The sequence below is a fragment of the Mycobacterium colombiense genome, assembly GCF_001672755.1.
Classification (GTDB): domain Bacteria; phylum Actinomycetota; class Actinomycetes; order Mycobacteriales; family Mycobacteriaceae; genus Mycobacterium; species Mycobacterium colombiense_C.
This window is the reverse complement of sequence record NZ_LZKI01000132.1, coordinates 1-16,325: the sequence shown is the minus strand read 5'-3', so window position 1 is coordinate 16,325 and position 16,325 is coordinate 1. Positions and strand designations below refer to the sequence as shown.

Here is a 16,325-nt window from a genome sequence, read left to right as displayed (position 1 = left end):
TCACTCGGGTTTCGGTGCGTCCACGGAGCTGATCGCGTCGACCGCGCTGGAGACCCGCGCCTGGAAGTCGGCCGACAACGGGATGTAGCCGCTTCTGGCCAGTTCGATCTGGCCGGGGCCGATGGCCGCCTGCAGAAAAGCCTTGACCGCCTTGGCCACATCGTAGGTCGGATACTTCGAGCAGACGATCTCGTAAGTGGCCAACACGATCGGGTAGACGTCGGGCTGGGCGGGGTTGTAGAACGACGACAGGTCGAGCACCAGATCGTTTCCCGCGCCGGTGATCTTGGCGCCCTTGATGGTCTTGCCGACCGTGTCGGTGCCGATCCGGACCGGGCGCAGCGACCTGCGGCTGGCCGGCGTCTTGATCTCGGCGGCGAACAGGCCCTGCTGGAGTGCGAACGAGAGCTCGTTGTAGCCGATCGCACCCTCGGTGCTTTTCACGGCGGCCGCGATGGCGGTGTTGCCGACCGCGCCGGTACCCACACCGCCGTTGAACGTCTTGCCCGCACCCCTGCCCCAGGCCCCGCCGGACGCGGACTGCAGGTAGGCCTGGAAGTTGTCGGTGGTGCCCGAGCCGTCGCTGCGGTAGATGACGTGGATGTCCTCGGCCGGTATGGAGGCGTTGAGCGACGCCAGGGCCGGGTCGTCCCAGCGCGTGATGGTGCCGTTGAAGATCTTGGCCAGCGTGGGGGCGTCGAGCACCAGCGAGTCGACGGTGGCGAGGTTGTAGGTGATGGCCAGCGGGCCGAATACCACCGGCAGGTTCCAGGCGTCGGCACCCCCGCACCGCCGCTTGGCGGCGACGTATTGGTCGCCCGACAGCGGTGTGTCCGATCCGGCGAAATCGGTTTTGCCGGCGAGGAAGTCGTTGATGCCGTTGCCGGACCCGTTGGCGGTGTAGTTGAGGGTCTGCGACGAGCAGGCCTGGCGATAGGCATCGATGAATTTGGTCATCGCGTTGGCTTGCGCGGTCGAGCCGCTGGCCGCCAGGGCCTGCTTGCCGCCGCAGTCGACCTTGGCCCCGGCGGTATACGGCAGGCTTGAGGGGGAGCTGCTGCATGCGGAGACCAACATGGCGCCGGCCGCCAGGGCGCCGACGACCGGACGATTGCGCTTCACCCCTTGACATTTACCGCTACGGATTAACAGGCAAACAAAATCCGGATGAACTGGAGCGCCGACCGGCGGTCGGCCGGAGGTTTGCGCGGAAGGGGGGGGCGGCCGCGGCCGAGCCAACATATTCGTTTCGCTGAACCGGCCCGAAGGGCGTGGCGGGCCGGGGACAATTACCTACACATGATGATTTTCGAACTTCGCCCGCCGCAGGATTCAGTTCGCTAGCATCCGTCTTCGAGTGCTCGAATCCCGCCACGGAGGTGTTCACCGATGACCCATCTAGCGCCACCCTCACCACCGCCTCCGGCGCCCTCGGAGCAACCGGCCGCAGCACCTGCACCGGCGGCCGCGCCCGATCGGCGCAAACGGCGCAGGGTCATCGCCGTGGCCGCCGTCGCGGGGTTTGTCGTCGTCTACGTCCTGTCGCTGTTCGGTGTGCACCTGCTGGCCCAGACCGCGGGGCCGCTCAAGCCGCCGGACCTCAACGCGACCAATGACACCGTGGTGCTGGTCCGGCTGGAGAAACTGGACACCGTCGCCAACCGCCTCACGGTCAAGGTGCTGGTGATCCCCGAGGAGTCGATGTTCGACAAACGCCTGGAAGTGCTGAAGACCGACACCGCGGTGCGGATGGACCCGCCGAATGACCTGGGGGACCTGCAGTACCCGGCCGGTAAGTCGCCGGCGCAGGTCGCGACGACCATTGAGGCGCACGGCAACCCGAACAACTGGCCGTTCGACTCCTACAGCACCGACACGCTCTCGGCCGAGGTGCTTGTCGGCCAGGGCGATGCCCGGCGCTACATTCCCGCGCGGGTGGAGGTCACCGGAGGGTTGGACGGCTGGGACGTCAGTGTCCAGCGCGTCGGCGAAGCCAGCCAGGACTCGGACCGTGCCGATAACGTGATCATCACGTTGCACCGGGCCAAGGGGCCGCTGATTTTCGACCTGGGCATCTGCCTGGTCCTGTTCGCGCTGCCCGCCTTGGCTTTTGCCGTGGTGATTCAAATCGCCTTGGGGCGAAGAAAATTCGTGCCGCCCTTCGTGACGTGGTTCGCCGCTCTGCTGTTCGCCGTCATCCCCATTCGTAACTTCCTGCCGGGTGCGCCACCGCCAGGAGCGTGGATCGATCAGGTCCTGGTGCTTTGGGTGTTGATCGCGCTCGTCGCGGCGATGGCTCTGTACATGCTCACCTGGTACCGGCAATCGGATTAAGGGGTCGTCATACCCTGAAGGGGTGCTGAGCGAGCTGGTCGACCTTCCGGGCGGGTCATTCCGCATGGGATCGACCAGCTTCTACCCCGAAGAGGCACCGATCCACACCGTGAAGGTGGGACCGATCGCGGTGGAACGCCACCCGGTGACCAACGTGCAGTTCGCCGAATTCGTCGATGCCACCGGGTATGTGACGGTGGCCGAGCAGTCGATCGACCCGGCGCTGTATCCGGGAGCGAACCCAGACGATTTGTGCCCGGGCGCAATGGTTTTCCGGCCGACTCCCGGCCCGGTCGACCTGCGCGACTGGCGGCAGTGGTGGCAGTGGCTGCCGGGGGCGAGCTGGCGCCACCCGTTCGGGCCGGACAGCGATGTCGCGGACCGCGGCGATCATCCCGTGGTGCAGGTGGCGTATCCGGACGCCGCGGCCTATGCGCGCTGGGCCGGGCGGCGGCTGCCGACCGAGGCCGAGTGGGAGTACGCGGCCCGGGCCGGGTCCACGACGACGTACCCGTGGGGTGACGAGGCCACGAGCGGTGGGCGGTTGATGGCCAACACCTGGCAGGGCAGCTTCCCGTACCGCAATGACGGCGCGCTCGGCTGGGTGGGAACGTCACCCGTTGGCACTTTCGCGCCCAACGCTTTTGGGCTTGTCGACATGATCGGCAACGTGTGGGAGTGGACGGCCACCGAGTTCGCCGCGCACCACCGGCTCGAGGAGCCGCCCAAGTCCTGCTGCGCCCCGTCGGGTCCGGCCGATCCGTCGATCAACCAGACGTTGAAGGGCGGCAGCCACCTGTGCGCGCCGGAGTATTGCCACCGCTACCGTCCTGCGGCCCGGTCACCGCAATCGCAGGACTCCGCGACGACACACATCGGGTTTCGCTGCGTGGCGGACTGATCGTCGGCGTAGCAAATCCGTAGCGATGTGCCGGCCGGTTGCGCCCGGGGCGTGGCGGCCGCTGAAGTTAACGGTGCGTGTCCGGTGGGTGTCGCGCGCCTGTTATGCGTCTGGACAGGGGATTTCGCCGCGCATCAGGTTCCGTCTTTCGCTAACATCTGACGACGTGTCACCCCGCCGCAGCCCGATGTCGTCAGCGGTGCCGGCCTGGCGCCAGCAAGCCTTGCGGGATGCGCGGCCCACCATTGCTCGCGGTGTCGGCCGATGACCACGGAGGCTCCGACTCCCGTCGCGCCGGCCCCCGCGCCGGCCGCGAAGAAGAAGCGCGAGGCTCCGCGGATCGCGATCGGCGTGTGCATCCTCGCGGCGGTGATCATCGTCTACGTCCTGTCGCTTTTCGGTGTGCATTTTCTGCAGCGGTCGGAGGGGCCGCTGCCCCCACTGGACCTGAGCCAGGGCGGCGGCGACGCCACGATCGTGCAACTGCGCCTCGAAGAGTTGAAGCCCGTCGCCAACCGCCTGTCCGTCGAGGTGCTCGCCTATCCCGGGGTTGCCCAGTACGACAACCGTTTTGACGTGCTGGCCAACGATGTCGCGGTACGCCTATATCCCACAAGCGATCTGGGCGATCTGCAATACCCGAAAGGCAAGGCGCCGGCCCAGCTCAGCACCACCATCGAGGCGCATGGCGACCCCGGCAACTGGCCGTTCGACTCCTATCGGACCGAGCCGATCGCGGCCGACGCGTTCGTCGGGACAGGTGACAACCGCAAGAAGGTGCCCGCCCGCGTCGAAGTGACCGGCGCGCTGGACGGCTGGGAGATCAGCGTCAACCGGGTGCACGACCCGAGCGCGCTGCCCACCTCCCGCGCGACCGACAACGGCAACGTGGTGATCACATTGAAGCGGGCCAAGGGTCCGCTGATCTTCGACCTGGGGATCTGCCTGGTGCTGATCAGCCTGCCCACCCTGGCCCTGCTGGTCGCCATTCCGATGGCGCTGGGCAGAAGGAAATTCCTTCCGCCGTTCGCCACCTGGTACGCCGCGAACCTGTTCGCGATCGTCCCGCTGCGCAACATCCTGCCCGGGGCCCCGCCGCCCGGTTCGTGGATCGACCAGGCGATCGTGCAGTGGGTGCTCATCGCGCTGGTGACGGCCATGAGCTTGTACATCGTCGCCTGGGTCCGGCAGGGCGACTGACCGTACCTGTCGGTGGTCGGTGGCATGATCGAACCTATGTTCGAAGACGTGATCGCCCGGTTCGACGAGCTTGTCGAGCGGCACCATCCGTCGGCAACGCCGGAGTCGGCCGCGTTGCTGGAGCGGATCGGTACGTTTTCGCGGGTAGAGAACCGCGCAGCGGCTGAGCAGTTGGCGGCGATCGGAGACTTGTTCGCATATCGACTCTCGCGCTGTTCGGAGTGCGAGGAGTGGGCAGTCGACACCGAGGCAGCGGTGAGTGCGGAAGTCGCTGCGGAGTTGCGGATCAGCCAGGGACTGGCCGCCAGCCGAGTGCGGTATGCCCGCGCGATGCGTGACCGGCTGCCGAAAGTGGGTGCGGCCTTTCGCGCCGGCGATCTCGACTACCGAATGTTTCAAACGATCGTGTTCCGCACCGATTTGATCACCGACCCCGACGTGCTGGACGCCGTGGACGCCGCGCTGGCCGCCAACGTCACCAGGTGGCCGTCATTGAGTCAGGGCCGGCTGGCCGCGCAGGTGGACAAGGTGGTGGCTCGCGTCGATGCGGACGCGGTACGGCGCCGCAAGGAGTGCGTGGCGGATCGTGAGATCTGGATCGCGGATGCGGGCGATGGCATGTCGCATATCGAAGGCAGCCTGGCGAGTCCCGATGCGCACGCGCTGGATCAGCGGTTGGACGCCTTGGCGGCCACGGTGTGTGAGCGCGATCCGCGCACCCGGGAGCAGCGCCGCGCTGATGCGTTGGGGGCGCTGGCTGCGGGTGCGGACCGGTTGGGGTGCCGGTGCGGGCGACCGGATTGCGCCGAGAGGAAACGGCGCCCCGCCGGACCGGTGGTAATCCATGTGATCGCACAGCACTCCACGCTTTCTGACCGCTGGGCGCCGGGCGTCGAGGTGGGTGCTGTGGGGTTGATCCCGCCGGAGCTGATAGCCGAACTGGCCGCCTCGGCGAAGCTGGTGCCGCTGGCCCATCCCGGCGATGCGTCGCCGGAGCCCCGTTATGTGCCCTCCAAGGCGCTGGCCGATTTCGTGCGCTGCCGGGATCTGACCTGCCGCTGGCCCGGGTGCGACTGTCCGGCCACCCAATGCGACCTCGACCATACGATCCCGTATGCCGACGGCGGCCCCACGCACGCGTCGAATCTCGAATGCTATTGCCGCACACATCATTTGGTGAAAACGTTCTGGGGATGGCGCGAACAGCAGCTGCCTGACGGCACGCCGATCCTGAGCTCCCCCGCGGGACGCACCTATGTCACCACGCCAGGCAGCGCACTGCTGTTTCCCCAGCTGTGCGCCCCCACCGGCGACACTCGGGTCACGGCCCCGCCACGACCCGACCCTTGCGCCGACCGCACCGCGATGATGCCCACCCGCCGGCGCACCCGCGCCCAGCACCGCGCCCAGCGCGTCGCGGTCGAACGCAGGCAAAACCACCAAGCTCGGCAAGCGAAACGTCAAGAGCGCGAGTCCGCCTATCTTGGTCCCGCACCCCCGGGCGGCGACGAGCCACCGCCATTCTGACTGCGGGGCAACGGCTTACGATGAGGCGACGGCGAACAGGCGCCAGTCGCCGGGCACGCCCTTGAGCTGGTGAGCGCCGCGTTCCTCGAACTCGAGTCCCGATCCGATCACGAGGTCGCGCAGCGTGCTGGAGACCAGCACGTCGTCTGGTCCGGCCAGGGCGCTCACGCGCGCGCCGATGTGCACGCCGATCCCGCCGATGTCATCGCCGCGCACTTCGCATTCGCCGGTGTGCAACCCGGCGCGCACCTGAGCGCCCGGATGTCCAGTTCGGACACCACCGGCATCATGAGCGCGACGGTCCCTGGGCTCGCCGCCAGCCGGTCATGTCGCGCCCACGTTGTCCGGATTTCCTCATTCCACGGCGGTTCCCCACACCGCGACAGTGGCATCGAAGAACTCCTCCGGAGTCAGCTCATTCGCAGCCATCGGATCCGCATAGACCTCAAGCCCGACGAGCGCCGTGGTGCGAGACGGATAGCTGGCCGCGAACAGCGCTGCGGGTGCGAAGGCAGCGTTCGCGGCGACGAGAACCGCTTCGCGACTCCCGAGATCGTCCAGCACGGCGGTAATGCTGTCGGCCCATAGCTCCAACGTCGGCAACGCACCCGTCGAGACCGGATCGGAGGCGCCCGTGCCCGGCTGATCGAAAATGATCAACCGACCCAGGGATGCCATCGCCTCGACCCACCCCTGAATCGCCGGTAGCTCGGGCAGAAGTTCGCAACAGTTGAACCAGTTCGGGACAACCACGATGTCGCGAGCACCTTTACGTGACGCGCGGTAGGCCGACGCGCAAGTCTGCGTTCATCGCGTAGCGCGTCTCCGAGAACATTGCGGAAGTTTAGTTCTCAGTGAGCGGCTCAGCAGACGTTTCAGCTGTTCAAGAGGGTTCCATTGACGCCGATAAAGGCGGTTCGACGCTTTCATCCGACGACGACGGGGCCGATCTCGATGGCCTTCGCGCAGAATTTGGCTCTGAGCTGGTCGTCCCCTAGACTCTAGGGGTTGCCTTGGGCAGACCTCGGCCGGTGCGAATCGGCCCCGCGTGCCCTTCGGTGACAAAGACCGCGCACGTCAGGTTTTTGGTGGGTCATGCCCGCCGAATGCCCACCCCGGTGGGTTCTCCTGCCGTGCACACGCAACCCAGGTCAGGAGATCGAGTGATTCAGCAGGAATCGCGACTGAAGGTCGCCGACAACACCGGCGCCAAGGAGATCTTGTGCATCCGTGTGCTCGGCGGTTCGTCGCGACGCTACGCCGGCATCGGTGATGTCATCGTCGCCACCGTCAAGGACGCCATCCCCGGCGGCAACGTCAAGCGTGGGGACGTGGTCAAGGCCGTCGTGGTGCGCACGGTCAAGGAGCGCCGCCGTCCCGACGGCAGCTACATCAAGTTCGACGAGAACGCCGCGGTGATCATCAAGCCCGACAACGACCCGCGCGGGACGCGCATCTTCGGGCCGGTGGGCCGCGAACTGCGCGAGAAGCGGTTCATGAAGATCATCTCGCTGGCCCCGGAGGTTTTGTAAATGAAGGTCAAGAAGGACGACACCGTCCTGGTGATCGCCGGTAAGGACAAGGGCGCCAAAGGCAAGGTGCTCAAGGTCTACCCGGAGCGCGACCGCGTGCTGGTCGAGGGCGTCAACGCGATCAAGAAGCACACCGCGGTTTCGACCAACCAGCGCGGCGCGCAGTCGGGCGGGATCGTCACCCAGGAAGCGCCGATCCACATCTCCAACGTGATGGTGGTCGACTCGGACGGTAAGCCCACCCGCGTCGGTTACCGGGTCGACGAGGAGACCGGCAAGCGGGTTCGTATCTCCAAGCGCAACGGCAAGGACATCTGATGAGTACTGCAGAAAAGGTTCAGCCGCGCCTGAAAGAGCGCTACCGCAGCGAGATTCGCGATTCGCTGCAGCAGCAGTTCGGCTACGCCAACGTCATGCAGATCCCGACGGTGACCAAGGTCGTCGTCAACATGGGTGTCGGCGACGCGGCGCGGGACGCGAAACTGATCAACGGCGCGGTCAACGACCTGGGCCTGATCACCGGGCAGCGCCCCGAGATCCGCCGCGCGCGCAAGTCCATCGCGCAGTTCAAGCTGCGTGAGGGCATGCCGATCGGTGCGCGGGTCACCCTGCGCGGCGACCGGATGTGGGAGTTCCTGGACCGCCTCACCTCGATTGCGCTGCCCCGTATCCGCGACTTCCGCGGGCTTTCGCCCAAGCAGTTCGACGGTGTCGGCAACTACACCTTCGGGCTCGCCGAGCAGTCGGTGTTCCACGAGATCGACGTGGACAAGATCGACCGGGTCCGCGGCATGGACATCAACGTCGTCACCTCGGCGACGAATGACGACGAAGGACGAGCGCTGTTGCGGGCCCTCGGCTTTCCCTTCAAGGAGAACTGAGTAGATGGCAAAGAAGGCACTGGTCAACAAGGCCGCACGCAAGCCGAAGTTCGCGGTGCGCGGCTACACCCGTTGCAACAGGTGCGGCCGCCCACGCGCGGTCTTCCGCAAATTCGGCCTGTGCCGGATCTGCCTGCGCGAGATGGCGCACGCGGGCGAACTGCCCGGCGTGCAGAAGAGCAGCTGGTAACAGCCCCAACCCCCAAGACCAACCCAGAACAGGTGCGCGACAGGCCCGGACCGGGAACCACCGCGAGGAAGGTACCAACGCTGTCATGACCGCGATGTCGACGATGCAGAGCGTAGCGATGAAGAGGAGCAGCGCTCGATGACTATGACGGACCCGATCGCAGACTTCTTGACACGTCTGCGCAACGCCAATTCGGCGTATCACGACGAGGTGACGTTGCCGCACTCGAAGCTGAAGGCAAACATCGCCCAGATCCTCAAGAGCGAGGGCTACATCACCGACTACCGCACCGAGGATGCTCGGGTCGGCAAGTCGCTGATCGTTCAGCTCAAGTACGGGCCGAGCCGGGAGCGAAGCATCGCCGGCCTGCGCCGCGTGTCCAAGCCCGGTCTGCGGGTGTACGCGAAATCCACCAATCTGCCGCGCGTGCTCGGTGGCCTGGGTGTGGCGATCATCTCCACCTCCTCGGGCCTGCTGACCGACCGCCAGGCAGCCCGACAGGGCGTGGGCGGCGAAGTCCTCGCGTACGTCTGGTAAGGGCGGGGAGGTAACGAAAGACTATGTCTCGCATTGGTAAGCAGCCGGTTCCGGTCCCGTCCGGAGTCGACGTGACGATCGATGGTCAGAAGGTGTCGGTGAAGGGGCCCAAGGGCGTCCTGGATCTGACCGTGGCCGAGCCGATCACCGTGTCGCGCAGCGAGGATGGCGCGATCGTGGTCGCCCGTCCCAACGACGAGCGGCGCAACCGCTCGCTGCACGGACTGTCGCGCACCCTGGTGTCCAACCTGGTCACCGGCGTGACGCAGGGATACACGGTCAAGATGGAGATCTTCGGCGTCGGTTACCGGGTGCAGCTCAAGGGCTCCAACCTCGAGTTCGCACTGGGCTACAGCCACCCCGTGGTGATCGAGGCTCCGGACGGCATCACGTTCGCCGTGCAGTCGCCGACGAAGTTCTCCATCACCGGGATCGACAAGCAGAAGGTCGGCCAGATCTCGGCGAACATCCGCCGTCTGCGCCGCCCGGACCCGTACAAGGGCAAGGGTGTGCGCTACGAGGGTGAGCAGATCCGCCGCAAGGTCGGAAAGACAGGTAAGTAATCATGGCGCAAACAAAAGCTGACACCGCCACGCGAAAGCCGGTGGGGCAGAGCGTTTCCGCGACTCGGCGCGTCTCTCGGCTGCGTAGGCACGCACGTCTGCGCAAGAAGATCGCCGGCACCGGCCAGCGTCCGCGGCTGGTGATCAACCGGTCGGCGCGACACATTCACGTGCAGCTGGTCAACGACGAGAACGGCACCACGGTGGCCGCCGCGTCGTCCATCGAGGACGACGTGCGCAGCCTGGAGGGCGACAAGAAAGCCCGCAGCGTGCGGGTGGGCCAGCTGATCGCCGAGCGCGCCAAGGCCGCCGGCATCGACAGCGTGGTCTTCGACCGTGGCGGATACACCTACGGCGGACGGATCGCGGCGCTGGCCGATGCCGCACGCGAGAACGGATTGCAATTCTGATGGACAAGAGCTTGAACACGACTGGAAGGACCGCATAATGGCGGAGCAGCCGGCCGGCGGACAAGGCGCCGGCGACAGCCGTGACTCGCGCGGTGACCGCGACAGCCGCGGTCGTCGTGGCGACGGCGGTCGTGGAGGCCGCGACCGCGACGGCGACAAGAGCAACTACCTGGAGCGGGTTGTCGCGATCAACCGTGTCTCCAAGGTGGTCAAGGGTGGCCGGCGATTCAGCTTCACCGCGCTGGTGATCGTCGGCGACGGCAACGGCATGGTCGGTGTCGGCTACGGCAAGGCCAAGGAAGTTCCCGCGGCCATCGCCAAGGGCGTCGAGGAGGCCCGCAAAGGCTTCTTCCGGGTGCCGCTGATCCGCGGGACCATCACCCACCCGGTGCAGGGTGAGGCGGCGGCCGGCGTGGTGCTGCTGCGCCCGGCCAGCCCCGGTACCGGTGTGATCGCCGGTGGCGCCGCCCGTGCGGTGCTGGAATGCGCCGGCGTGCACGACATCCTGGCCAAGTCGCTGGGTAGCGACAACGCGATCAACGTGGTGCACGCGACGGTCGCCGCGCTCAAGCTGCTGCAGCGCCCCGAGGAGGTGGCCGCTCGGCGCGGCCTGCCCATCGAGGACGTTGCGCCGGCCGGAATGCTCAAGGCGCGCCGCGAAAGTGACGCGATGGCCAGTGCGGCGGCACGAGAGGCAACGGCACAACCATGAGTAGTCAACTGAAGATCACCCAGGTGCGCAGCACCATCGGGGCCCGCTGGAAGCAGCGTGAGTCCCTGCGCACCCTGGGCCTGCGGCGGATTCGCCACTCGGTGATCCGCGAAGACAACGCGCAGACCCGCGGCCTGATCGCGGTGGTCAGCCACCTCGTCGAGGTGGAGCCGGCCGAGGCGACGGCCACGGGCACCGGAGGTAGCAAGAAATGACGATCAAGCTGCACGATCTCAAGCCGGCGCGCGGGTCGAAGACCGCCCGCACCCGGGTCGGTCGCGGTGAGGGCTCCAAGGGTAAGACCGCCGGTCGCGGTACCAAGGGCACCAAGGCACGCAAGAACGTGCCGGCGACCTTCGAGGGTGGCCAGATGCCGATCCACATGCGGCTGCCCAAGCTCAAGGGCTTCCGCAACCGGTTCCGCACCGAGTACGAAATCGTCAATGTCGGCGACCTCAATCGGCTTTTCCCGCAGGGCGGTTCGATCGGCGTGGACGAGCTGGTGGCCAAGGGCGCGGTTCGCCGCAACTCGCTGGTCAAGGTGCTCGGCGACGGCAAGCTGACGGTCAAGGTCGAGGTGACCGCGCACAAGTTCAGCGGCAGCGCCCGCGAGAAGATCACCGCCGCAGGCGGTTCGGCGACCGAGCTGTCCTAGCTAGCTCAGCTGCGGAATCACCTCTGCGGCAAGGCGTTCCATCTGCTCGCGGTTCTCGGCGGCGTCGGTGCCGACGGGGTTCAACAGCACCATCTGCGCTCCGGCGTCGATGACCTCACGCAACCCGCGCGCCACGTCGTCGGCTGTGCCCGACACCGGTACGTCCTGCACGCCGGGCATCTTTCCGTAGATGCGGTCCAGCCCGGCGAGCACACGCTCCCGGGCCCTGGCCGCGTCGTCGTCGACCATCAGGTAGACCCGTTTGCCGATGGTGAAGTTCGCGGGGTCCTTCTGTTGTTCGTCGAGCTCGCGGCGCACGACTGCGACGGCGCCGGCGAACGCCTCGGTGGTCGACGAACCGGCGCCCAGGAACGAGTCGCCGTGCCGCACCGCGCGGGCCAGCGCCTTGGGTGCGAGGCCCCCGAACCAGATCGGCGGATGCGGCCGCTGCACCGGCTTGGGCTGGATCGGTAGGTCATCGACGTCGCGGAACCGACCGTGAAACGTCACCCGCGGCTCGTCGGACCACGCCGCCTTCATCAGCTCCAGGCCCTCGGTGAAATACGAGATGAAGGTGTCCTTGTCCACGCCGAAGGCCGCGAATTGCCGCCTGCCGCCACCCGGCGCGACACCGAGGTCCAGCCGGCCGTGGCTGAGCCGGTCGACGGCGGTGGCGGCCGAGGCCAACTGCAGCGGGTCGTGCAACGAGGTGACCAGGACCGCGACGCCCAGGCGCAGCCGCTCGGTGCAGGCCGCGCAGTAGGCCAGCAGCTCCAGCGGCGCCAGCAGCGGTGCGGGCCCGATGATCTGCTCGAGCAGCCAGCCGCCCTCGAACCCGAGCTCTTCGGCGCGCGCGAGAAATGTGCGCAACCCGGCTCCGTCGAAGCCCTCGTAGTCGAACTGCGGGATCGCGATGGAGAACCTCACCCGACCACCGTACGGCCGTGCATCGGTAGTCTGCAGACATGTTCGCTTTCCTGCCTTCGATCCCCGGCGTGGGTGAAGTTCGGGCCCTCGCCGGCCGGGTCGACACCGCACGCCATCACGGGGTGCCCAATGGCTGCGTGCTCGAATTGGACCTGCGCTCGATGCCGCCGGAGACGTCGGGCTTCGACCCGCTGGCGATCGTCACCGGGGGCAGCCGGCCGGTCGCGCTGCGCGACATGGTCGCCGCCATCTACCGGGCGGCCGAGGATCCGCGGGTGGCCGGGCTGATCGCCCGGGTTCAACTCAGCGCGTCGCCGTCGGCCGCGGTGCAGGAGCTGCGCGAGGCCATCGTCGCGTTCACCGCCGTCAAGCCGTCACTGGCCTGGGCCGAGACCTACCCGGGCACGCTGTCGTACTACCTGGCGTCGGCGTTCGGTGAGGTCTGGATGCAGCCCGCCGGAAGCGTCGGGCTGATCGGCTTCGCCAGCAATGCCACCTTCCTGCGCGACGCGTTCGATAAGGCCGGCATCGAAGCCCAATTCGTCGCGCGCGGCGAATACAAGTCGGCCGCGAACCGTTTCACCGAGCACGGCTTCACCGAGGCCCACCGCGAGGCCGTCACCCGAATGCTGGAAAGCCTGCAGGAGCAGGTGTGGGAAGCGGTGGCGCACTCGCGCAAGCTCGATGCCGGTGTGCTCGACGCGCTGGCCGATCGGGCCCCGCTGCTGCGCGAGGAGGCCGTGTCGTCGGGACTGGTCGACCGGATCGGGTTCCGGGACGAAGCCTATGACCACATCGCGGAACTGGTTGGTGTGCAAGAAGTTTCCGAAGAGAACACGCCACCGCGGCTGTACCTGTCACGCTATGCCAGCGCGGACCGGTCCCGGCTGACCCCGCCGGTGCCCTCGGTTCCCGGACGCCGCCCCAAGCCGAAGGTGGCCGTCATCAACATCGACGGCACGATCGTCGACGGGCGCGGGGGACCGCAGTTTTTGCCGTTCGGCGCCTCCACCGTCGGAAGCGACACCATCGCCCCGGCGTTGCGGGAGGCCGCCGCCGACGAATCGGTGTCCGCGATCGTGCTGCGGGTGAACAGTCCCGGGGGCTCGGTGACCGCATCGGAAACCCTGTGGCGCGAAGTGAAAAGGGCTCGCAAACAAGGCAAGCCGGTGGTGGCGTCGATGGGTGCGGTCGCCGCCTCCGGCGGCTACTACATTGCGGTGGCCGCCGACGCGATCGTGGCCAGCCCCGCGACCATCACCGGCTCGATCGGCGTGATCACCGGCAAGCTGGTGATTCGCGATCTGCTGGAGCGCCTCGGCGTCGGGCTGGATAGCGTGCGCACCAACGCCAATGCCGATGCCTGGTCGATCGAGACGCCGTTCACCCCGGAGCAGCGCGCCCACCGGGAGGCTGAGGCCGACCTGGTGTACGCCGACTTCCTGGAGCGGGTCGCCGACGGCCGCAACCTGACCACCGAGGCCGTCGATCGCGTCGCCCGGGGCCGGGTGTGGACCGGCGCCGACGCGCGCGAGCGCGGCCTGGTCGACGAACTGGGCGGCTTCCGCGCCGCGCTGCGCCGCGCGAAAATCCTTGCCGGACTTGATGAGGACACCGACGTGCGCGTCGTGACCTACCCGGGTGGCTCCCTGCTGGACATGCTGCGGCCGCGGGCCTCCTCGCAACCGGCCGCCGCGTCGGTGCCCGACGCGCTGGGCGCGCTGCTGGGCCGCACCATCGGCGGCATCCTGGACAACGTGGAACGGTCCTACGCCGGGGCGAGCGCGTTGTGGCCGGGCCCCTGGCGGCTCTAGCGGTTCTACCCCGCCAGCTTGGCGCTGATGAAGATGATCTCGCCGAGCGGGTCGTCGTTCTCCGGGGCGGGCGGCTGGATGCCGTTGCGCTCGAACAGTTCCGTTCGGGTGATGCCCTCGGGTCGCCATCCGATGCTGGACAGGTAGTCGACGACGTGGTTGCGTTCGCCGGCGTAGACCAGCGACGCCATGTCGATGTCGACCCCGTGCTCCCGGAATGACCCGGACATCTCGCGCACCCGTTCCGCGTCGAAATCCACGATGCCGGGCACGAATTCGGTGGCGATGGTGCTGGCCGGCGCGCTGAGCGCGGTGATGTTGTCGAACAGCCGGTCCTGCGCGTCGGGCGGCAGGTAGATCAGCAGACCCTCGGCCAGCCAGGCCGTCGGCGCCGTCGCGTCGAACCCCGCCGCCTTCAGCGCGGCGGGCCAGTCGGCGCGCAGATCGATGGGGATGGTGCGCCGCGATGCGGTCGGCTGGGCGCCGACATCGGCCAGGGTGCTGCTCTTGAACTCGATCACCCGCGGCTGGTCGATCTCGTAGACCACCGTGCCCGCGGGCCAGGGCAGCCGGAAGGCACGCGAGTCCAGCCCGGAGGCCAGGATCACCACCTGACGCACCCCGCCGCCGGTGGACTCGATGAAGTAGTCGTCAAAGTACTTGGTGCGCACAGCCATTCCGTCGACCATCGACTGAATGCGCACCGGTGAGGCATTGTCGATCGCGTCCACGTCGAGGTCGCCGTCCATCATCTTGGTGAAGAAGTCCACCCCGACCGCGCGCACCAGCGGTTCGGCAAACGGATCGTTGATCAAACCGCGGGGATCCTTGGTCGCCATCGCACGCCCGGCCGCGACCATGGTCGCGGTCGCGCCGACGCTGGACGCCAGATCCCACTCATCGTCGTGAGTGCGTGACATAGCCAAAACCCTAACCGAGCGTCACTTGAGGGTAGCGGCGACGTAGCTCATCTCGCCGAAGGTGGCCGCCATCTCGTCCTCGGGGAATTCGAAACCGTTGCGGGCGTACAACTCCCGGGCGGGAGACGGTGTGACCTGCCAGCCGCTACGGGTCAGGTAGTCGACCACGACGCTGCGCTCGCCCCGGTAGAACAGGTCGGCGGCGTTCAGGTTGAACCCGAAGCGCTGCCAGCGTTCGGAGATGCGCGCCAGGCGCTCGTCGGAGAACGCATTGGGATCGGGCACGTGTTCGGTCGCCAGCCGGCTGCCCGGGGCGCTGAGCGCGGTGATGTTGTCGAACAGCCGGTCCTGGGCCTCGGGCGGCAGGTAGGGCAGCAACCCTTCGGCGCTCCACGCGGTCGGTGCCGAGGCGTCAAACCCGCCCTCGCGCAGGGCCGCCGGCCAGTCGTCACGCAGGTCGATGCTGATGGTGCGGCGCTCGGCGGTGGGGGCCGCGCCGAGCCCGGCGAGCGTGTCGGTCTTGAAGGCGATGACCTCCGGCTGGTCGATCTCGAAGACCACGGTGCCCGCGGGCCACGGCAACCGGTAGGCCCTGGTGTCCAGGCCGGAAGCCAGGATCACGGCCTGCCGCACACCGTCTTTGGTGGCGCCGACGAAGAAGTCGTCGAAAAACCTGGTGCGCACGGTGATCTGCTGGGCCCGCGACTTGCGGTTGAACAGCGGGTCGTCCTCGAAGTCGATCTCGCCGTCGACGATGCGGATGAACGGCTCCAGCCCAACGGCGCGCACCAGCGGGTCGGCCAGCGGATCGTCGAGCAGGGCATCGGGTCCCTGCGACGCCACGGCGCGAGAGGCGGCGACCATGGTGGCCGTCGCTCCCACGCTGTGTGCCGGTCCCCAGCTGTCGCCGTCGGTGCGTCCCGCTTCGGTGGTCATCCTCCTGGCTCCTATTTCTCGCCGAGCGTGCCGCTGGTGTACAGCATCTCGCCCATGCGCATGTCGTCGTCGGTGAGGGGGTCAAGTCCGTTGGCCGCGAACAGTTCTCCGATGCTGGCGCTGTTCAGCCGCCAGCCGCGGGCCGCCAGGTAGGGAGCCGCCTCGTTGCGGTCACCGAAGTAGACCAGGCCCGCCATGTCCAGCTCGAAACCGTGCGCACGCCAGCGCTCGGAGATCGTCTGCATGCGCTCCTTCATCTTCTCCTCGGCGCCGGGCTCGGGGTTGG

21 protein-coding genes and 1 pseudogene are annotated in these 16,325 nt (G+C 67.6%); 15 read left to right on the top strand and 7 right to left on the bottom strand.

From position 1 onward, the window contains the following. Nucleotides 1–1,122, bottom strand: a complete 1,122-nt coding sequence (gene pstS / locus A5708_RS17995) for a phosphate ABC transporter substrate-binding protein PstS (RefSeq protein ID WP_065029925.1) — start codon at nucleotides 1,120–1,122, stop codon at nucleotides 1–3. A gap of 267 nt (nucleotides 1,123–1,389) precedes the next feature. On the opposite strand from pstS, the gene A5708_RS17990 reads away from it, so the two are divergent. The 4 genes from A5708_RS17990 (at nucleotide 1,390) to A5708_RS17975 (ending at nucleotide 5,962) form a co-directional block, all read left to right on the top strand. Beyond that, entirely contained in the window at nucleotides 1,390–2,334 is a 945-nt protein-coding gene (locus A5708_RS17990) for a DUF4436 domain-containing protein (RefSeq protein WP_065029924.1), read from the top strand. Nucleotides 2,335–2,356: 22 nt separating this feature from the next. Beyond that, nucleotides 2,357–3,235, top strand: coding sequence for a formylglycine-generating enzyme family protein (locus A5708_RS17985; protein WP_065029923.1), 879 nt, complete (start codon nucleotides 2,357–2,359; stop codon nucleotides 3,233–3,235). A 264-nt stretch (nucleotides 3,236–3,499) separates the two neighbouring features. Then, nucleotides 3,500–4,435, top strand: coding sequence for a DUF4436 domain-containing protein (locus A5708_RS17980; RefSeq protein WP_065029922.1), 936 nt, complete (start codon nucleotides 3,500–3,502; stop codon nucleotides 4,433–4,435). Between the two features lie 36 nt (nucleotides 4,436–4,471). Further along, nucleotides 4,472–5,962 carry an HNH endonuclease signature motif containing protein gene (locus tag A5708_RS17975; RefSeq protein ID WP_065029921.1) on the top strand — a complete coding sequence of 497 codons (1,491 nt, stop codon included), beginning with the start codon at nucleotides 4,472–4,474 and terminating at the stop codon, nucleotides 5,960–5,962. 15 nt (nucleotides 5,963–5,977) lie between these two features. On the opposite strand, the gene A5708_RS28015 is transcribed toward A5708_RS17975, so the two are convergent. Beyond that, nucleotides 5,978–6,211 carry a hypothetical protein gene (locus tag A5708_RS28015; protein ID WP_419538336.1) on the bottom strand — a complete coding sequence of 78 codons (234 nt, stop codon included), beginning with the start codon at nucleotides 6,209–6,211 and terminating at the stop codon, nucleotides 5,978–5,980. A gap of 105 nt (nucleotides 6,212–6,316) precedes the next feature. Continuing rightward, complete coding sequence (locus tag A5708_RS28010; RefSeq protein WP_419538335.1) at nucleotides 6,317–6,715, bottom strand: alpha/beta fold hydrolase; 399 nt, start codon at nucleotides 6,713–6,715, stop codon at nucleotides 6,317–6,319. A 410-nt stretch (nucleotides 6,716–7,125) separates the two neighbouring features. On the opposite strand from A5708_RS28010, the gene rplN reads away from it, so the two are divergent. The 10 genes from rplN to rplO all read left to right on the top strand — a co-directional run bounded on the left by rplN (nucleotide 7,126) and on the right by rplO (nucleotide 11,442). Then, entirely contained in the window at nucleotides 7,126–7,494 is a 369-nt protein-coding gene (gene rplN / locus A5708_RS17965; RefSeq protein ID WP_003403649.1) for a 50S ribosomal protein L14, read from the top strand. Next, nucleotides 7,495–7,812 carry a 50S ribosomal protein L24 gene (rplX, locus tag A5708_RS17960; RefSeq protein WP_064877073.1) on the top strand — a complete coding sequence of 106 codons (318 nt, stop codon included), beginning with the start codon at nucleotides 7,495–7,497 and terminating at the stop codon, nucleotides 7,810–7,812. Next, nucleotides 7,812–8,375, top strand: coding sequence for a 50S ribosomal protein L5 (gene rplE / locus A5708_RS17955; protein WP_064950238.1), 564 nt, complete (start codon nucleotides 7,812–7,814; stop codon nucleotides 8,373–8,375). The genes rplX and rplE overlap by 1 nt, the downstream gene beginning before the upstream one ends. A 4-nt stretch (nucleotides 8,376–8,379) precedes the next feature. After that, entirely contained in the window at nucleotides 8,380–8,565 is a 186-nt protein-coding gene (locus tag A5708_RS17950) for a type Z 30S ribosomal protein S14 (protein WP_007167851.1), read from the top strand. 138 nt (nucleotides 8,566–8,703) lie between these two features. Continuing rightward, nucleotides 8,704–9,102, top strand: coding sequence for a 30S ribosomal protein S8 (rpsH, locus tag A5708_RS17945; RefSeq protein WP_007773558.1), 399 nt, complete (start codon nucleotides 8,704–8,706; stop codon nucleotides 9,100–9,102). A 23-nt stretch (nucleotides 9,103–9,125) separates the two neighbouring features. Further along, the gene (gene rplF, locus A5708_RS17940) at nucleotides 9,126–9,665 is read left to right on the top strand and encodes a 50S ribosomal protein L6 (RefSeq protein ID WP_065029920.1); all 540 of its coding nucleotides are present in this window, start codon (nucleotides 9,126–9,128) and stop codon (nucleotides 9,663–9,665) included. 41 nt (nucleotides 9,666–9,706) lie between these two features. Continuing rightward, a complete protein-coding gene (gene rplR / locus A5708_RS17935; RefSeq protein WP_196772676.1) occupies nucleotides 9,707–10,075 on the top strand; it encodes a 50S ribosomal protein L18 in 369 nt (122 codons plus the stop codon). A gap of 37 nt (nucleotides 10,076–10,112) precedes the next feature. After that, the gene (rpsE, locus tag A5708_RS17930; protein WP_064877068.1) at nucleotides 10,113–10,787 is read left to right on the top strand and encodes a 30S ribosomal protein S5; all 675 of its coding nucleotides are present in this window, start codon (nucleotides 10,113–10,115) and stop codon (nucleotides 10,785–10,787) included. Continuing rightward, the gene (rpmD, locus tag A5708_RS17925; RefSeq protein ID WP_065029918.1) at nucleotides 10,784–11,002 is read left to right on the top strand and encodes a 50S ribosomal protein L30; all 219 of its coding nucleotides are present in this window, start codon (nucleotides 10,784–10,786) and stop codon (nucleotides 11,000–11,002) included. The genes rpsE and rpmD overlap by 4 nt, the downstream gene beginning before the upstream one ends. Further along, nucleotides 10,999–11,442, top strand: coding sequence for a 50S ribosomal protein L15 (gene rplO, locus A5708_RS17920; protein ID WP_064950241.1), 444 nt, complete (start codon nucleotides 10,999–11,001; stop codon nucleotides 11,440–11,442). The genes rpmD and rplO overlap by 4 nt, the downstream gene beginning before the upstream one ends. Here the strand turns inward: rplO and A5708_RS17915 are convergent, their stop codons facing one another. Next, nucleotides 11,443–12,369, bottom strand: a complete 927-nt coding sequence (locus tag A5708_RS17915) for an LLM class flavin-dependent oxidoreductase (RefSeq protein WP_065029917.1) — start codon at nucleotides 12,367–12,369, stop codon at nucleotides 11,443–11,445. Nucleotides 12,370–12,407: 38 nt separating this feature from the next. Here A5708_RS17915 and sppA point away from each other — a divergent pair, with 38 nt between their 5' ends. Beyond that, entirely contained in the window at nucleotides 12,408–14,183 is a 1,776-nt protein-coding gene (gene sppA / locus A5708_RS17910) for a signal peptide peptidase SppA (RefSeq protein WP_065029916.1), read from the top strand. Between the two features lie 5 nt (nucleotides 14,184–14,188). Here sppA and A5708_RS17905 read toward each other — a convergent pair whose 3' ends face one another. The 3 genes and pseudogenes from A5708_RS17905 to A5708_RS17895 all read right to left on the bottom strand — a co-directional run. Further along, nucleotides 14,189–15,103: a class I SAM-dependent methyltransferase gene (locus tag A5708_RS17905; protein WP_065029915.1), complete on the bottom strand. Its 915-nt coding sequence runs from the start codon at nucleotides 15,101–15,103 to the stop codon at nucleotides 14,189–14,191. A gap of 21 nt (nucleotides 15,104–15,124) precedes the next feature. Continuing rightward, nucleotides 15,125–16,039: a class I SAM-dependent methyltransferase gene (locus tag A5708_RS17900; protein WP_065029914.1), complete on the bottom strand. Its 915-nt coding sequence runs from the start codon at nucleotides 16,037–16,039 to the stop codon at nucleotides 15,125–15,127. An 11-nt stretch (nucleotides 16,040–16,050) separates the two neighbouring features. Beyond that, a pseudogene (locus tag A5708_RS17895) lies at nucleotides 16,051–16,325 on the bottom strand (SAM-dependent methyltransferase); the annotation flags it as partial.